Genomic DNA, 14,503 nt, shown 5'->3' on the forward strand with positions numbered 1-14,503 from the left:
GCGCTACACCGTCAGTGCGAAGTTGGGGTCGACGCCGTAGAGCGCCAACGCGGCGGACAAGACGACCACGGGTATCGAGACCAGCGAGAAACGCATCGATCGGCCGACGGCCTCGCCGACACCGACGGGGCCGCCGCCGGCGCTGTACCCGTAGTAGCAGTGACTGACCATCACCACCGCGGTGATGATGATGGCCTCCAAAAATGACCAGAAGACGTCGTCAGGGCGCAGGAACGTCCGGAAGTAGTGGTCGTAGGTGCCGGTCGACTGTCCGTAGAGCACCGTCGTGGTGATCTGCGGGGAGAGGAACGCCATGATCATGGCCATCGCATAAAGCGGGATGATCACCGTCAGCCCCGCCAGGATCCGGGTGGTAGCCAGGAAGCAGATCGACTTGATGCCCATCACTTCCAGGGCGTCGATCTCTTCGCTGATCCGCATCGCACCGAGCTCGGCGGTGGCACCGGCGCCGACCGTTGCCGCGATGGCCACACCGGTGACCACCGGCGCGGCGATGCGGACGTTGATCAGCGCGGAGAAAAAGCCGGTGAACGCCTCCACCCCGATGTTCCCCAGCGACGCGAATCCCTGGATTGCGACCAGCGAACTGCCGGACAACGTGACGAAACCGACGATCGCGGCGGTGCCGCCGACGACGGCCATCGCACCAGTGCCCATTCCGATCTGAGCGATCAGCCGCAGGGTTTCCTTGCGATAGCGGCTCAGGGCAAACGGGATGTTCCCGAGACTGACCAGCGTGAACCAGGCCAGCCGGCCGGTCGTGTCCAGCCCGCGGACCGCCGCACCGCCATATCGGTTCAGATTGGCGACGGCCCTGGGGAATCGGGCGCGCAATACCGCGGAAGTCGCCATGTCAGTGCCCCGTCCCGAACCGGACGCCGACCGTGGTCAGCACCACGTTGACCGCGAAAAGCGCGACCACGCAGAGCACGACGGTCTCGTTGACAGCGGTACCCAAACCCTTGGAGCCGCCCCGGACGGTCAGCCCGCGGTAGCAGCCGACCAGCCCGGCGATCAGCCCGAACGTCGCCGCCTTGACCATCGCGATGACGACCTCGGGCAGGCCGGTAATGGTGGTGAGAGTGGCCAGGTACGCGCCGCCCGACACGTTCTGCAGATAAACACCGAAAAGATAACCGCCCACCAGCCCAACGGTGATCACCATGGCGTTGAGCAACGTGGCGATGAGCGTCGCGGCAATGACCCGGGGAACGACGAGCCGGTGGATGGGGTCAATGCCCAGCACCTCCATCGCGTCGATCTCCTCACGGATGGTGCGGGCACCCAGATCGGCGCAGATGGCGGTCGACCCGGCGCCGGCCACCACCAGCACCGTGACCTGTGGGCCGAGCTGGGTGACGGCCCCGATCGCGGCGCCGGCACCGGAGAGGTCAGCGGCACCGAACTGGGCCAGCAGCACGTTGAGCGTGAAGATCAGCAGGACGGTGAACGGCACCGAGACCAAGATGGCCGGCAGCAGCGCGACCCGCATGATGAACCAGCACTGCAGGATGAACTCGCGCCATTGGAACGGCCTGCGAAACAGCGCCTTTCCGGTCAACACACACATCCGGAAGAATCCGCCGACGAGTGTGAGGGGCGTTTCCACTTGGTCACGTAGGTAGCCCAGCAGGTGCGGACGCGTCGAGGTCGTCGTCACTGTCGCCTCCTCACCATGGGACCGCTCGGGTTGCGGCGTAACGGCCGATCATGTCGCACGCCTTCCTCCTTGCCCCATCCCTAGGTGTGTGACCGTCGGCTCCCTACCTGCAGGTAGTAACGGAGACCACAGGAATGTACCTGATGGCCGTCGGCGTGTGAACCGCATCCTCACAATTAACCCTTCGTCAACAGCGGGCAACCCGCAAAGGTCCTGTCAGTCGTCCTCTCTTTTCGTTTAATGCATTGGCACAGGACGGTTTTCGAAGCTCCTCCGAGCTCCGTAGCGCAATCGCAATTCGGTTTTGAGCACCTTCCCGGCAGGGTTGCGGGGCAGTGCCTCGACGATCTCGAGCGCCTTGGGGTGTTTGTAACGCGCGAGCCGCTCGGTCAGGTACTCAGTTAGGTCTTCGATCCGGAGGGGGGCGTCCGTTACAGCCGCGATCGCAACCGGCACCTCGCCCCACTTTTCGTCGGGCCGGCCGATCACCGCGACTTCGGCGATGCCCGGGTGGCCGGCCAGAACGTTTTCCACCTCGGCGCAGTAGATGTTCTCGCCGCCGGAGATGATCATGTCCTTCTTGCGGTCGACCACCCAGACGTAGCCGTCGGAGTCCATCCGGACGAGGTCCCCGGAATGAAACCAGCCGCCGGCGAACGCTTCCGCGGTGGCCTGCGGGTTGTTCCAGTAGCAGCTCATCAATGTCGGTGCGCGGTAGACGATTTCGCCCACCTCACCGACGGGTACGTCGTCCATCTGGTCGTCGACCACGCGGGCGGCGACCGTGGGGATCACCTTGCCGACCGAGCCGCGCTTGCGGATCGCGTCTTCGCCGAGCAGCATGCAAGTGACCGGCGACATCTCGGTCTGGCCGAACGCGGCCAGAATCTGCGTTCCGGGAAAGACCTCCGACATCTGCCGCAGCAACGCGTCCGGCGCCGGTGCGGCGCCCCATGACATTACCCGCAATTTCAGGTTGCGCGGCCTTGCCTGCTGCTCGGCGCACACCGCCTGCCATTGCGCGGGCACCAGAAAGATCCCGGTGACCCGCTCCGCGGCCAGCACGTCGAGCAGTTGACCGGGATCGAACGCGCCCAGTGGGTACAGCACTGTGGGAACACCGAGCAACATCCCGGTCAGCATGTTGCCGATCCCGGCGATGTGGAACAGCGGAACCCCGATGAAACCGACGTCGCTGCCGATGTTGGCGCCGCTGGTGTACAGCGCGGTTATCGCCTGCCCGGTGAGATTGGCGTGCGTGAGCACCGCGCCCTTCGGCCGGCCGGTGGTCCCCGAGGTGTACATGATCAGGGCCGGCGAGTCGTTCGGGATGTCGACCGGTCCGGGCGGGCCCCCGGTCTCGTTGATCAGGTCGTCATAGCCAAGCACGGTGTCGTCGGATGCGCCGCCGGCCACCACGATGGTGTCCACCAGCGGCCGGATGGAGCGGACACCGGTGGCTACCGGCGCCAGCACCGCCTCGGTGATCAGCACCCGAGGTGCGCAGTCCGCCACCAGCACGGCGATCTCGGTCGGGGTGAGCCGGAAATTCAGTGGCACCGCGATGGCCCCGAGCATGTTGGCCGCCAGCACCGACTCGATGAACTCGGTGCGGTTGAGCATCAGGATCATGACCCGGTCGCCGAAGCCGACCCCTCGACGGCTCAGGGCGCCGGCCAGCGCGGTGACCCGATAGCGCAGGTCAGACCACGTCACAGTGTGACCCAGAAACCGGAGTGCGGTCGCCTCGGGCTGCATCAGGGCATGCCGCTCGAGCTGGTTGACCCAGTTTTGCCGCCGGGCCAGATAGGGCTGCTCCAGGCCGGCTGCGGCCTGGCTCAGATGACTGGCCAGTTGCGCGGTCAACTGTGCGATCCCTTCACTCCTGCACCGCTTGCGTCACGCTGATATTTGATAAAACATGGTGTTATCTGGGTCACATTAACGGGCCCAGTGGCCCTAAAACAAGACCTGCAAAGTCCCGCCAAGCCCCCGAAAGTCCTGGCAGGCCGCATGAACGCTCCGCTATCCGCCCGGCCGCGAAGCCGGCGGCCACTGCGCCGGGCGCAGTTATCCGACGAGGTGGCCGGCCATTTGCGGGCGGCGATCATGTCGGGGACCCTGCGTCCGGGCACGTTCATCCGCCTCGACGAGACCGCGGCCGAACTGGGGGTCAGCATCACCCCGGTTCGTGAGGCCCTGCTGAAGCTGCGCGGCGAAGGCATGGTGCAGCTGGAGCCGCACCGTGGTCACGTGGTACTGCCGCTGACCAGGCAGGACATCGAGGACATCTTCTGGCTGCAGGCCACCATTGCCAGGGAGCTTGCCGCCGCGGCGACCGCCCGGATCACCGACGTGGAGATCGAGGAGCTGAGCCGCATCAACGATGGGCTGGCCGCTGCCGTCGGGTCCGGTGACGCCGAGACCATAGCGACGCTCGAGTTCTCGTTCCATCGCATCTTCAATCAGGCGAGCCACCGAATCAAGCTGGCCTGGTTCCTACTGAATGCCGCCCGCTACATGCCGGCGCAGGTGTTTGCCGCGGATCCGCGATGGGGCGCGGCCACCGTGGACAATCACCGACGGCTGATCGCGGCGCTGCGCCGCCGGGATGCGGCCGCGGTCGCCGAGCACACCGTCTGGCAATTCACCGACGCGGCACGACGACTGACCGAAACGCTGGACCGCAACGGAATCTTCGGCCAATCCGATCGGGTTGCCCCGTCTTCCTAGCCGGTGGCCAGGTTCTCGGCGCGCTGTTTGAGGTTCTCGGCGAGCTGCTCGAGGACATTGTTCAGCAGCATTTTCACCATGGGCGCGGGCACCGGCAGGCTGGGCTCGACGTCGATGTCCACGGTCAGCAAGCTGTTGGCGCCGGTCTCCACCACGCTGAACAACTGCTCCTGCTTGATAAAGAGGTCACCTTGCTGCATGACCGTTTGGATCTGGTTGTCACCCGGGTAATACACGGCGTGGATATAGATGCCTTCGAAGCCTTGGACGGCGGTGTCGAGCCGCACCTGGCTGGGACGCCCGTCGTCATAGCGGTGCAGCACCCAGGCGCCCTTGATCCCTTCGTTCCATTCCGGGTACCGCTCGATATCGGCGACGATGCCCATGATCGCCGCGGCGTCCGCGCTGACCTCGACGGTCTTGCTCAAAACTGGCATTGGCGAAGCATACCGGCGGGCACTGACCGCGCCGGTTGGGGCCTGATTTCGGGTGTGGCCCGGCCTATTTCACGCGGGTTTCACGCCGGCTTCACGCAAGCCTCACGCAAGCCTCACGCAAGCTGCTGCAAGCAATGAGCGGATGGCGTCGGGGATCGGGACGGGTTTGCGACTGGTCCGGTCGACGTAGACGTGTACCCAGTGCCCCAGCGCGGTGATCGGCTGCGGCCGGTCGCTGTCGGTTTGCTGGCCGGCTTTGAACACGCCGAGCCGGTAGGTGACGCTGCTTCGGCCCAGGCGGGTGACCGCCAGGCCCACCACCAGCTGTTCCGGGAAATGCAGTTCGGAGAAGTAACGACAGCCCGACTCGGCGACGATGCCCAGCGAAGGCGTGGTGAGCGGGTCGAGGTTGGTACCCGTGTTGATCCAGGCGTTGATCGCGGTGTCGAAGAGTTGGTAATAGACGGCGTTGTTGAGGTGACCGAACATGTCGTTGTCGGCCCAGCGGGTGAGCACCGGCCACAGCACCGGGAAGTCGGCGCTGGTGAGATTCTGCGGCGCAGGCATTTCGGGCGCCGACGGCACCGACCGGTCCGGCGATATTGAGGCCATGGTTGTATTCCAACATGTTTCGCATCCGCGGAGCGGTGCTCGAGCGGATCGGGTCGCCTCGCCCGTACGTCGAGTCACGGCCGATCAGCGTGGCCGACCTCGATCTGGAAGCGCCCGGCAGCGACGAGGTGCTGGTCCGCGTCGAGGCCGCCGGCGTATGCCACTCCGATCTGTCGGTGGTCAACGGCAACCGGGTGCGGCCGGTGCCGATGTTGCTCGGCCATGAGGCCGCGGGAATCGTCGAGCAGGTCGGTGACCGGGTTGACGACCGGGTTGACGACCGGGTTGACGAGGTAGCCGTCGGCCAGCGAGTCGTGCTGGTGTTCCTACCGCGGTGCGAACACTGTCCGGCATGCGCGACCGAGGGCATGACACCGTGCCAGCCGGCCGGCGCGGCCAACGCGGCCGGAACCTTGCTGGGCGGCGCTATCAGACTCAGCCGCGAAGGCCACCCGGTGTACCACCACCTCGGCGTCTCGGGATTTGCCACCCATGCCGTGGTCAACCGGGCCAGTGCCATCGCGGTACCCGACGACGTGCCGGCGCAGGTGGCGGCCCTGCTCGGATGCGCGGTGCTGACCGGCGGCGGCGCCGTACTCAACGTCGGTAACCCGCGACCGGGACAGTCGGTCGCCGTCGTCGGACTCGGGGGTGTCGGGATGGCGGCGGCGCTCACCGCACTGACCTATCCCGACGTCCGTGTCATCGGTGTCGATCAGATACCTGAAAAGCTTTCTGCTGCAACCAAACTCGGCGTTCATGATACCTATACCCCGCAGCGGGCCACGGATGCCGGGGTGAAAGCGGACGTGGTCGTCGAGGCTGTCGGTCACCCTGACGCGCTGCAGACCGCGATCGCACTGACCGCCCCGGGCGGCTGTACCGTCACCGTCGGGCTGCCGCCCCCGGACGCGCGGATCAGCATCTCGCCGTTGGGTTTTGTCGCCGAGGGCCGCTCGCTGATCGGCAGTTACCTCGGTTCGGCGGTCCCGCGGCGCGACATTCCCCGGTTCGTGTCACTGTGGCGGTCCGGCCGGCTGCCGGTGGAATCGCTGGTGTCGTCGACGATCCGGTTGGACGACATCAACGCGGCGATGGATCATCTGGCCGACGGCGTGGCGATCCGCCAGCTCATCACGTTCTGACTCTGCGGGCTCACGCCGGCACTAGCCCCACCACTGCGTGTCGCTGAGCAGTGTCTCGACCGGCTCGACTGAGCCGTAGGGGATTCCGGCCGCTTTCAGCGCCTGACGCTTGAAGGCCCGGGCGGTCAAGCTGAGCACATGCCGCACCGGGCTGATCGCGCGATTGAGCCCCCAAGGCCACTTGTCGCCCCACAGTGCCACCTCACCCGACCGGTACTCGAGCGCCTCGAGCACCCGATCGCGAACGCGATCGTCTGCCGCTAACGCCCCGGCGCTGACGGCCAGGCTCTGGCCCCATGGGCGCGACTCGGTCAATCCGGTCTCCAGGTCCGCGGCCCGGGCCCCGAGGATCTGCAACGGCCGGGTGCCGCCGCCCCCTGGCAGCAGCACCGTCACCTCCCAACCGGCCGTCACCCGGTCGTACAACCAGCCCCCGGCGGCGTGCACCACGTCGACGGTGCTGGTGGCGACCACCTCGAGCCGATAACGCAGACACTCCGTGTCGGTCCGCGGCCCTCGGGTCGCAGCTGTTGCCAGGTAATCGCTGATGCCGTAAGCGGGAGTGATCATCGGTTCATTCCTTGTGCGTGGGCCCACCTGCGGACCGGTGGCTTGCCGCTGCTGTCAGGGGTGTCCGCCGCACCGGATGGCCCACCGGGACCGGCCGGGTTTCGGCGAATCGGGTGACACGGCCCACTCGACAGCGTGACACTTTCGCGCAAATTTGTAAAGCTTGCGGGGCGGTCAGGACCCGCGGCGCGCGGCAAGTTCGGCCAGAACTTCCTCGGTGTGCTGGCCCAGTGCGGGCGCCGCCCAGCGGGGCTCCCATGGCGTGCCGTGGAAATCCGCCGGCGTGGCCACCATCGGCACGCTCGATTCCCCGTCCGGCACCTCGACGATGCCGCCCGCGGCGTGGAACTGCTCGTCGGCGACGACGTCCTCGATCGTGTTGACCGGGGACCAGAAGAAATCCGGTTCGGCGGCGAAGGCTTCCGCCCATTCGGCAAGCGACTTCGTTGCGAAGATCTCGTCCAGCGCGGCGATCAGCGGCACGGCGTTGGCGGCGCGGGCGCGGGCATCGCCATACCGCGGATCGGCCAGCCATTCCGGCCGCCCGACAACACGACACAACGCGGGCCAGTGCCGATCCGCCTGCAGCCCGACGATCCAGAACCGCCTCCCGTCGCCGGCGGTGTAGTTGTTCATGCACGGGTTACCCATCGACTCGCGTTGTCCGACCGCGATCGGCTGGCCGGTGAGCAGATAGGTGTTCAGGTCGAAGCTGACCGTGTAGGCGCCCTGGCGGTACAGCGAGGTGGTCACCAGTTGACCGGTTCCGGTGCGCTCACGCGCGAGCAGTGCTGCGCAGACGGCGGCCGCCAGGGTCATGCCCGCCGAGTGATCACCCATGCCGCCGCGCTGGAACGGCGGGGTGCCGCCCGGCGGGGTGAGCAGATCGGCCACACCGGCGCGCGCCCAGAACGCCGCTACGTCGTAAGCGGCGCGGTCGGCGTCTGGCCCGGTTTCGCCGTATCCGGTGATCAGCCCGTAGACCAGACGGGGGTTGTGGCCGGACACCGCCTCGAAGTCGAGCCCCAGCCGTTGCAACGCGCCGGGGCGCACATTGGTCACGAAAACGTCTGCATCGGTGAGTAATTCGAAGGCAGCGCGGCGATCGGCAGCGGTAGTGAGGTCCAGCACGACGCTGCGCTTGGAACGGTTGTCCATTTCGAAAGGCGGGTTGACCCCCAGATCGCATCCCAGCATCCGGCCGAACATCCGGCCCGGATCGCCGGTCGGCGGTTCGATCTTGATGACGTCGGCGCCCCAGTCGGCCAGGATCGCGGCCGTGGCCGGCCCAGCGACCCAGACCCCAAGCTCGACGACTGTGATGCCTGCTACCGGTCCCGCCATGGCTCATTCCTACCGTGGCTCGTCCGCCGGAGTTTCTCCGGGACCGAAGCAGTAACGGCAATCCGCGGGGGATACCGGCGGGCCACCGCTTACGCTTACCTGACAGCATGACGTCGCCGGGGTTCGCGGTCCGCCAGCAGTGCGTTCGCAACCCCGCACTTGGCAGACGCGGCTCGCGGCGACGCGGTCACCATGGCCGCGGTGCGGGTGCCCACGTTGGGAGGAGCCTCATGAGTCTGGTGGCCGGACATGGTCCCCTCAGCCGGAACCCGGCCGGACACTTCTGTCCGCCGATACCTACCAACGTCGTCTACATCGAACCGCATCTGCGCCGGATCCAGGCATTCCGCAATGGGCGGCTGGTCATCGACACCGAGCGGGCGCTGCTGGTACATCGGCGCGATCACCCGCTCAGCTACGCTTTCCCGTCCGACGAGGTAGGCGACCTACCGACCGAACCCGAATCCGAAGCCCCCGGCTACGTTCGCGTGCCGTGGGATGCCGTCGACACCTGGGTGGAAGAGGGCCGCAAACTCGTCCACTATCCGCCTAATCCGTACCACCGGGTCGACTGCCGCCCAACCACGCGTCACCTCAACGTCTCTCTTGCCGGGACTGCGCTGGTGGACACCCACGACACGGTGATCGTTTTCGAGACGTCGCTGGAACCGCGGCTGTACGTGGAACCTTCGCAGGTGCGCACCGATCTACTGCGGAAGTCGGACACGTCGGGCTACTGCAACTACAAGGGCGTCGCGACATACTGGTCCGCCGTCCTGGACGACGTCTTCGTCGAAGACGCCGCGTGGAGTTATCCGGATCCGTTTCCGGAAAGCTTGCCCATCAAGGGATTGCTCAGCTTCGACGACACCCGCATCGATGTCATCGCGGAGCTGCCGGGCCATGTTCTCGGGGCGACAAGGGTGCTGTGATCGGCGATAAGGGGTTAGGCGGCATCGATCACCACAGTCCGGAACCGCTCGATGCTGTCCAGCACATGACCGAGGCTGTCGCCGGGCAGCCCTACGTGCACCCAGGTAACACCAAGGGCTGCAAGCTTTTCCAACCCGGACAGGTAAGCATCGGCGTTGAAGTCGTCACTCGCCGGGCTGCCCCCGTCGGCGTTGGTGAAAGTGATGTCGATTGCCGACCAATCCCGGCCGGCCGCGTCGCAGTCGCGCCGTAAGTCCTCGATACCGTCGGCAAGCCGGTCCACCGAGTCGATGGCCGCGGTACCCGCGGTCTGGGCCAGCCGCGCGGGCGCGGGGAACGGGCACCAGCCGTCACCGTAGCGGGCGACGCGACGGCGGGCCGCCTTTGTGTTGCCGCCGATCCAGATCGGCGGCGGGCTGAGCGGTCTGGGATGCGCGGTGATGCCGCGCGCGGTGAAATGCCTTCCCGCAAAAGATATGTCATCGCTGGTCCACACCGCGCGGATGACCTGCAGCGCCTCCTCGAACAGCTCGGCACGCTCGTCGTAGTCGACACCCAGTGCCGCGAATTCCCGTTTCAGATATCCCACGCCGACCGCCAGCGTGAACCGGCCGCCGGACAGCAGGTCCAGCGTTGCGCCGGACTTGGCCACCAGGAACGGGTTTCGGTACGGCAGCACCACGATGTTGGGAATCAGCCGCAGCGTCGTGGTCCGTGCGGCGGCAAAACCCAGGGCGACAAACGGATCCAACGCGTCATGGCCGCCCGCTTGAAGCCAGCGCTGTGACGGGGCCGGGTGGTCGGTGAAGCCGAACCCGTGAAAGCCGGCGTCTTCGGCCGCCGCGGCTATCGCCGCGATACTGGCCCCGGACAACAGCTCCGGGTTGTAGGGATGACTGTGCATCGGGTGGGTGACGGCGAAGCGCATACCGCTAGAACCGGGACCGGGCGTCGATCGCCGTGTCGGTGGTGCGCAGCGGCCGGATCATCGCCTCCTGGGCAAAGGAGGCGATGAGTCCGCCCTCCTCGGTGTGCACGGTGCCGCGGACGTACGACATCCCGGCGCCGACCTGCGTGCTCTCGTGGGTGTAGAGCAACCAGCCGTCCCAGCGCACCGGTTCGTGAAAAGCCACCGAGATCGTCATCGGCGCGGTGGACACGGTCAGATGCGCCTGGCTGGTACCGATGCCCCGGTGCGCCCGCATGGTGGTCGAAATGCCCAGGTGGCCAGTGAAGTACCCAACCAGCGCCTTGGCCAGGTCGTCACGGGCCGGGATAGGGTCGTAGCGCAACCACGCGTACAACTCGGGCGGTCCCACCTCGTCCGGACTGTTGACGTCCACCACGTCGACCAGTCGCAGCACGCGTCCGATCATAGGCATCTGCGAGACGTTGGCGTCCGCGGGCGCCCCGACGCCGGGCCGCGGCAGGTGATGGCGGATCACGTCGCCGGTGGGGACGTCGGCCAGGACCGTCATGGTGATGCAGCGCCGGCCGTCCTGCTGCGCCGAGACGACGGCGGTGGCGGTGGACCGGCCCTCGTGCACGACGTCGAGGAGCAGCTCGACCGGCGGACCGACCGCGACGGCGCGGGAAAACACCGCGTGCGCCGAACGCACCGACTTGCCGTGGAATCGCTTGGCCACGGCGACGATTGCCTGTGCGAGCACCTGGGTGCCCTCCACCACCCGTCGGTCGTCCTGCCCGGCGATGCCGGTGTCGGCGCTGAACCGATCGGCGCCCTGGGCCCGTACCTCGAAGAGCTCGAGCAGCCGATCGACCGACCATTGGGCCTGTTCAGAATCTGTCGTCAACTGCGTTCACCTCTTGCTCGCGACGCCAACCCACGGCTCAGCGTGACACTTTGCGCCTATTTTGTAAAGCTTCTCAGGTGGCCCCGCGTCCGCGGGCCACCGGTCGAAACCACGTGACACTTGGCCGATGTTTTGTAAAGTTTGAGGCATGAGCCAGGCGTTTGGGACAACAGCTGCCACCGACACCGACAGTTTGACCCGTCAGCGGATCCTGGCGGCCACCGCGGAGGTGCTCGCCCGCAGCGGCAAGACCAAGCTCAGCCTCTCGGAAGTCGCTGCCCAGGCCGGAGTGTCGCGTCCGACCCTCTACCGCTGGTTCGCTTCCAAAGAGGAGTTGCTCGCCACATTTTCGCGCTACGAGCGCCAGAAGTTCGAAAGCGGACTGGCCGACGCGACGGCCGGGCTCAGGGGCGTCGAAAGGCTGGATGCCGCATTGCGTTTCATCGTCGACTACCAGTACTCCTACTCGGGGGTGCGGATGGTCGATGTCGAACCGGAGTTGGTCATCGCGCAGATGTCCGGTGTCATACCCGAGATGCGTGCCGGCTTGCAGCGGCTTCTTCCGGGCCCCAATGCCGCGGTGAAGGCGGCGACGGCAATACGAGTCGCGATCTCGCACTACATCGTTCGAAGCGACGACGCCGACGAGTTCCTGGCTCAGCTGCGCCATGCCGTCGGCATCAAGGGAACCGACTAAAACTAAAGCCCCGCCAACCGAGCCGCTACTCGAACAACACCGCCGCGTTGAGATAGCCGGTCGGGTCCAGCGCCGCCTTGAGGGTTCGCATGACGGCGATATCGGCGGGCTCCCGGGACATCCCCAGGTACCGGCGCTTGCGGCTGCCGACGCCGTGCTCCGAGCTGACGTTGCCGCCGCACTCGGCGATCAGTCCCATCAGCTCCGGATACAGCGCAGGTTCGCGGTCCGGCGGCAACCGCAGCACGTTGAGGTGCAGATTGCCCTCACCGATGTGGCCGAACAGGACCGGCAGTGCGTCGGCAACATGAGCGTGGATCAGACTGACCGCATCCCGGGCAAATCTGCCGATCACCGGCAACGGCAGCGAAACGTCGATCTTCATCGGTGGCCCATAGCCGGCCAACACCTCGGGCAGCGCTTCCCGGGTGCGCCACAATCGTTGCCGCGCAGCGCTATCCACGCCTACGGCCGGTTCGCCACAGCACCGCATCTCGCCGAGCAGCCCGGCGAGCCGATCGGTCTGATCGTGGTCGGCTGCCAGTTCCACCAACAGCAGCCAGTCGCCCTCGACGGGAGCGGCCAGTCCCAGCTGCTCGCGGGTCAGCGCGACGGCGCGGCCGTCGATCAATTCCAGTGCCGCGATTCCGTCCGCGTCGCGCAACACCCGTCCGGCATCGACTAGCACGTCGAGGTCGGCGAACCCACAGACCGCCGTCACCCGATACGACGCAGCCGGATGCAGCCGCAGGTCCAGCTCGGTGATGACGCCCAACGTGCCTTCGGCCCCGACGAACAGCGCCGGCAGGTCGTAGCCGGTGTTGTCGCGGCGCACCCGGCTGTGCCGGTGCAACACCGAACCGTCGGGCAGCGCCACGTCCAGACCCACCACCTGCTCGCTCATGTTGCCGTAGCGCACCGTACGCAGGCCGCCGGCGTTCGTGGCGGCCATGCCGCCGACGGTCGCGGAATCACGAGCCGACAGGTCGACGCCGAACACCAGGCCCGCCGCCGCCGCGGCGTGTTGCACCGCCGCCAGCGTGGCCCCGGCGCCCGCCTCGACACGGCGTTCGAGGACGTCGACATCGCCTACCGCACAAAGTCTTTCGGTGGACAGCAGTACGTCGTCGTGTTGCGGAACGGTGCCGGCCACCAGGGAGGTGCGACCGCCTTGCACGGTGACGTAGGCCCCGGCGTCCCGGCATACCCGCAGCACCTCGGCGACCTGCTCGGCGCAGCCGGGCCGCACCAGCGCACTGGCCCGGCCCCGATAGCGGCCGGTGTGGTCGACGCTGCGCGCGGCGAGCACGTCGGCATCGGTGGTGACGTGGCTCGAACCGACGGCGGCGGTCAGGCCGCGCAGCATGCTCATAACGCGTGCGATGCCTCGTCAAGCGCCAGTCGACGGACGTTTCCGGCGCCGACGCGGACGACGCGAATCGCCATGGCTGCCCTCCGTCAAGCTGCGATGCTGTTACCGTTTCCAGACCGTAGTCCATCATCCGGCGGGCTCCGAACATCGCGTGGAGGGGCTGTGGCCGAACGCGAAGACGTCTATTTCACCTCCGGCCCCGACCGGATCAGCGCGTGGCTCTACCGCCCCGCCGGCAGCGGCCCGTCGCCGCTGCTGGTCATGGCGCACGGTCTGGGTGCGGTGCGCACCATGCGGTTGGACGCCTACGCCGAGCGGTTCAGGGCGGCCGGTTACGCCTGCCTGGTGTTCGACTACCGCAACTTCGGCGACAGCGAGGGCGAGCCCCGCCAACTGCTCGACATCGGTATGCAGCTTGCGGACTGGACGGCGGCGGTGGCCTATGCGCGCACCATCGAGGGTATCGACCAGAGCCGAATCGGCTTGTGGGGAACGTCATTTGGCGGCGGGCACGTCATCACCACGGCAGCCCGGGTGCCGGGTATCGCCGCCGTCGTCGCGCAATGCCCGTTCACCGACGGCGTCGCCTCCGTCCGCGCGATCAACCCGGTGACGGTCGCGCGCCTCACCGCGCTGGCGCTGCGCGACGTCGTCGGCGCCCTGTCCGGACGGCCCCCGGTGCTCGTTCCCACGGTGGGCAAGCCCGGCGAGGTTGCGGTGATGACCGCCCCGGACGCCTACGATGGTTACCTCGAGCTGGTGCCCGAGGGTGTGGAGTTGCGCAACGAGATCGCCGCCCGGATCGCGCTGCGGGTCCTCACCTATCGTCCGGGGCGGCTGGCCGCGAAGGTCCGCTGCCCCATCCTGTTCTGCGTGTGCGAGACCGACTCGGTGGCGCCCGCCGGCCCGACCCTGCGTTACGCCGCCAAAGCTCCCCGTGGCGAGGTCAAGGTGTATCCCGAGGGGCATTTCGCCATCTATGTCAACGACGCGTTCGAGCGCGCCGTCGCCGACCAGATCGCGTTCCTGGACCAGCACCTGAAAGCTTGCTAGTCTCGCGCTTTCATGCCGTCCGATACGGGCAAACGCCAGACTTCCCGGCAAGACCGCTCTACTCTCGGTAATTACCCAATACCCGCGGTTGCGGTTAGTTGCGGCGGGACAG

Annotated in this window: 15 protein-coding genes; 5 read left to right on the top strand and 10 right to left on the bottom strand. The window is 67.0% G+C overall.

The genetic code is table 11. The features are described 5' to 3' along the window. Positions 1 to 3: 3 nt before the first annotated feature. The 3 genes from AWC07_RS20630 to fadD5 form a co-directional block, all read right to left on the bottom strand. A complete protein-coding gene (locus AWC07_RS20630) occupies positions 4 to 873 on the bottom strand; it encodes an MlaE family ABC transporter permease (RefSeq protein ID WP_036413710.1) in 870 nt (289 codons plus the stop codon). Position 874: 1 nt separating this feature from the next. Beyond that, positions 875 to 1,591: an MlaE family ABC transporter permease gene (locus AWC07_RS20635; protein ID WP_425271266.1), complete on the bottom strand. Its 717-nt coding sequence runs from the start codon at positions 1,589 to 1,591 to the stop codon at positions 875 to 877. A gap of 327 nt (positions 1,592 to 1,918) precedes the next feature. Then, positions 1,919 to 3,547, bottom strand: a complete 1,629-nt coding sequence (fadD5, locus tag AWC07_RS20640) for a fatty-acid--CoA ligase FadD5 (protein WP_085105213.1) — start codon at positions 3,545 to 3,547, stop codon at positions 1,919 to 1,921. A 147-nt stretch (positions 3,548 to 3,694) separates the two neighbouring features. Here fadD5 and AWC07_RS20645 point away from each other — a divergent pair, with 147 nt between their 5' ends. Further along, positions 3,695 to 4,414, top strand: a complete 720-nt coding sequence (locus tag AWC07_RS20645) for a GntR family transcriptional regulator (protein WP_036412079.1) — start codon at positions 3,695 to 3,697, stop codon at positions 4,412 to 4,414. On the opposite strand, the gene AWC07_RS20650 is transcribed toward AWC07_RS20645, so the two are convergent. Next, positions 4,411 to 4,851: an SRPBCC family protein gene (locus AWC07_RS20650; protein ID WP_036412081.1), complete on the bottom strand. Its 441-nt coding sequence runs from the start codon at positions 4,849 to 4,851 to the stop codon at positions 4,411 to 4,413. The genes AWC07_RS20645 and AWC07_RS20650 overlap by 4 nt on opposite strands. Positions 4,852 to 4,953: 102 nt before the next feature. Continuing rightward, positions 4,954 to 5,418: an acyl-CoA thioesterase gene (locus tag AWC07_RS20655; RefSeq protein WP_036412083.1), complete on the bottom strand. Its 465-nt coding sequence runs from the start codon at positions 5,416 to 5,418 to the stop codon at positions 4,954 to 4,956. 59 nt (positions 5,419 to 5,477) lie between these two features. Between AWC07_RS20655 and AWC07_RS20660 the strand changes: the two genes are divergently transcribed. Beyond that, positions 5,478 to 6,608 (top strand): alcohol dehydrogenase catalytic domain-containing protein, encoded by a 1,131-nt coding sequence (locus AWC07_RS20660; protein WP_085105218.1) that lies wholly within the window; start codon positions 5,478 to 5,480, stop codon positions 6,606 to 6,608. 21 nt (positions 6,609 to 6,629) lie between these two features. Here the strand turns inward: AWC07_RS20660 and AWC07_RS20665 are convergent, their stop codons facing one another. Beyond that, complete coding sequence (locus tag AWC07_RS20665; RefSeq protein ID WP_036410115.1) at positions 6,630 to 7,178, bottom strand: hypothetical protein; 549 nt, start codon at positions 7,176 to 7,178, stop codon at positions 6,630 to 6,632. A gap of 174 nt (positions 7,179 to 7,352) precedes the next feature. Then, complete coding sequence (locus tag AWC07_RS20670; RefSeq protein ID WP_036410116.1) at positions 7,353 to 8,522, bottom strand: CaiB/BaiF CoA transferase family protein; 1,170 nt, start codon at positions 8,520 to 8,522, stop codon at positions 7,353 to 7,355. A 230-nt stretch (positions 8,523 to 8,752) separates the two neighbouring features. Here AWC07_RS20670 and AWC07_RS20675 point away from each other — a divergent pair, with 230 nt between their 5' ends. Further along, positions 8,753 to 9,454 carry a DUF427 domain-containing protein gene (locus AWC07_RS20675; protein WP_036410117.1) on the top strand — a complete coding sequence of 234 codons (702 nt, stop codon included), beginning with the start codon at positions 8,753 to 8,755 and terminating at the stop codon, positions 9,452 to 9,454. A 14-nt stretch (positions 9,455 to 9,468) separates the two neighbouring features. Here the strand turns inward: AWC07_RS20675 and AWC07_RS20680 are convergent, their stop codons facing one another. Beyond that, the gene (locus AWC07_RS20680; protein WP_036410118.1) at positions 9,469 to 10,383 is read right to left on the bottom strand and encodes an LLM class F420-dependent oxidoreductase; all 915 of its coding nucleotides are present in this window, start codon (positions 10,381 to 10,383) and stop codon (positions 9,469 to 9,471) included. 4 nt (positions 10,384 to 10,387) lie between these two features. Then, on the bottom strand, positions 10,388 to 11,269 hold the full coding sequence (locus AWC07_RS20685) for an acyl-CoA thioesterase (protein ID WP_036410119.1): 882 nt from the start codon (positions 11,267 to 11,269) through the stop codon (positions 10,388 to 10,390). A 148-nt stretch (positions 11,270 to 11,417) separates the two neighbouring features. On the opposite strand from AWC07_RS20685, the gene AWC07_RS20690 reads away from it, so the two are divergent. Further along, the gene (locus tag AWC07_RS20690) at positions 11,418 to 11,966 is read left to right on the top strand and encodes a TetR/AcrR family transcriptional regulator (protein ID WP_036410120.1); all 549 of its coding nucleotides are present in this window, start codon (positions 11,418 to 11,420) and stop codon (positions 11,964 to 11,966) included. A 25-nt stretch (positions 11,967 to 11,991) separates the two neighbouring features. Here AWC07_RS20690 and AWC07_RS20695 read toward each other — a convergent pair whose 3' ends face one another. After that, a complete protein-coding gene (locus tag AWC07_RS20695; protein WP_036410125.1) occupies positions 11,992 to 13,332 on the bottom strand; it encodes an FAD-binding oxidoreductase in 1,341 nt (446 codons plus the stop codon). 168 nt (positions 13,333 to 13,500) lie between these two features. On the opposite strand from AWC07_RS20695, the gene AWC07_RS20700 reads away from it, so the two are divergent. Then, positions 13,501 to 14,391, top strand: coding sequence for an alpha/beta hydrolase (locus AWC07_RS20700; protein WP_036410121.1), 891 nt, complete (start codon positions 13,501 to 13,503; stop codon positions 14,389 to 14,391). The last annotated feature ends 112 nt before the right edge of the window (positions 14,392 to 14,503 follow it).

Source organism: Mycobacterium gastri (genome assembly GCF_002102175.1).
Taxonomy (GTDB): domain Bacteria; phylum Actinomycetota; class Actinomycetes; order Mycobacteriales; family Mycobacteriaceae; genus Mycobacterium; species Mycobacterium gastri.

Bases quoted from the DNA above. Each gene is read 5' to 3' on its own strand.
- AWC07_RS20665 (WP_036410115.1), bottom strand. From the start codon at position 7,178: ATGATCACTCCCGCTTACGGCATCAGCGATTACCTGGCAACAGCTGCG.
- AWC07_RS20635 (WP_425271266.1), bottom strand. From the start codon at position 1,591: ATGTGTGTGTTGACCGGAAAGGCGCTGTTTCGCAGGCCGTTCCAATGG.
- AWC07_RS20670 (WP_036410116.1), bottom strand. From the start codon at position 8,522: ATGGCGGGACCGGTAGCAGGCATCACAGTCGTCGAGCTTGGGGTCTGG.
- AWC07_RS20660 (WP_085105218.1), top strand. From the start codon at position 5,478: ATGTTTCGCATCCGCGGAGCGGTGCTCGAGCGGATCGGGTCGCCTCGC.
- AWC07_RS20675 (WP_036410117.1), top strand. From the start codon at position 8,753: ATGAGTCTGGTGGCCGGACATGGTCCCCTCAGCCGGAACCCGGCCGGA.
- AWC07_RS20680 (WP_036410118.1), bottom strand. From the start codon at position 10,383: ATGCGCTTCGCCGTCACCCACCCGATGCACAGTCATCCCTACAACCCG.
- AWC07_RS20630 (WP_036413710.1), bottom strand. From the start codon at position 873: ATGGCGACTTCCGCGGTATTGCGCGCCCGATTCCCCAGGGCCGTCGCC.
- AWC07_RS20695 (WP_036410125.1), bottom strand. From the start codon at position 13,332: ATGCTGCGCGGCCTGACCGCCGCCGTCGGTTCGAGCCACGTCACCACC.
- AWC07_RS20655 (WP_036412083.1), bottom strand. From the start codon at position 5,418: ATGCCTGCGCCGCAGAATCTCACCAGCGCCGACTTCCCGGTGCTGTGG.
- AWC07_RS20645 (WP_036412079.1), top strand. From the start codon at position 3,695: ATGAACGCTCCGCTATCCGCCCGGCCGCGAAGCCGGCGGCCACTGCGC.
- AWC07_RS20650 (WP_036412081.1), bottom strand. From the start codon at position 4,851: ATGCCAGTTTTGAGCAAGACCGTCGAGGTCAGCGCGGACGCCGCGGCG.
- AWC07_RS20690 (WP_036410120.1), top strand. From the start codon at position 11,418: ATGAGCCAGGCGTTTGGGACAACAGCTGCCACCGACACCGACAGTTTG.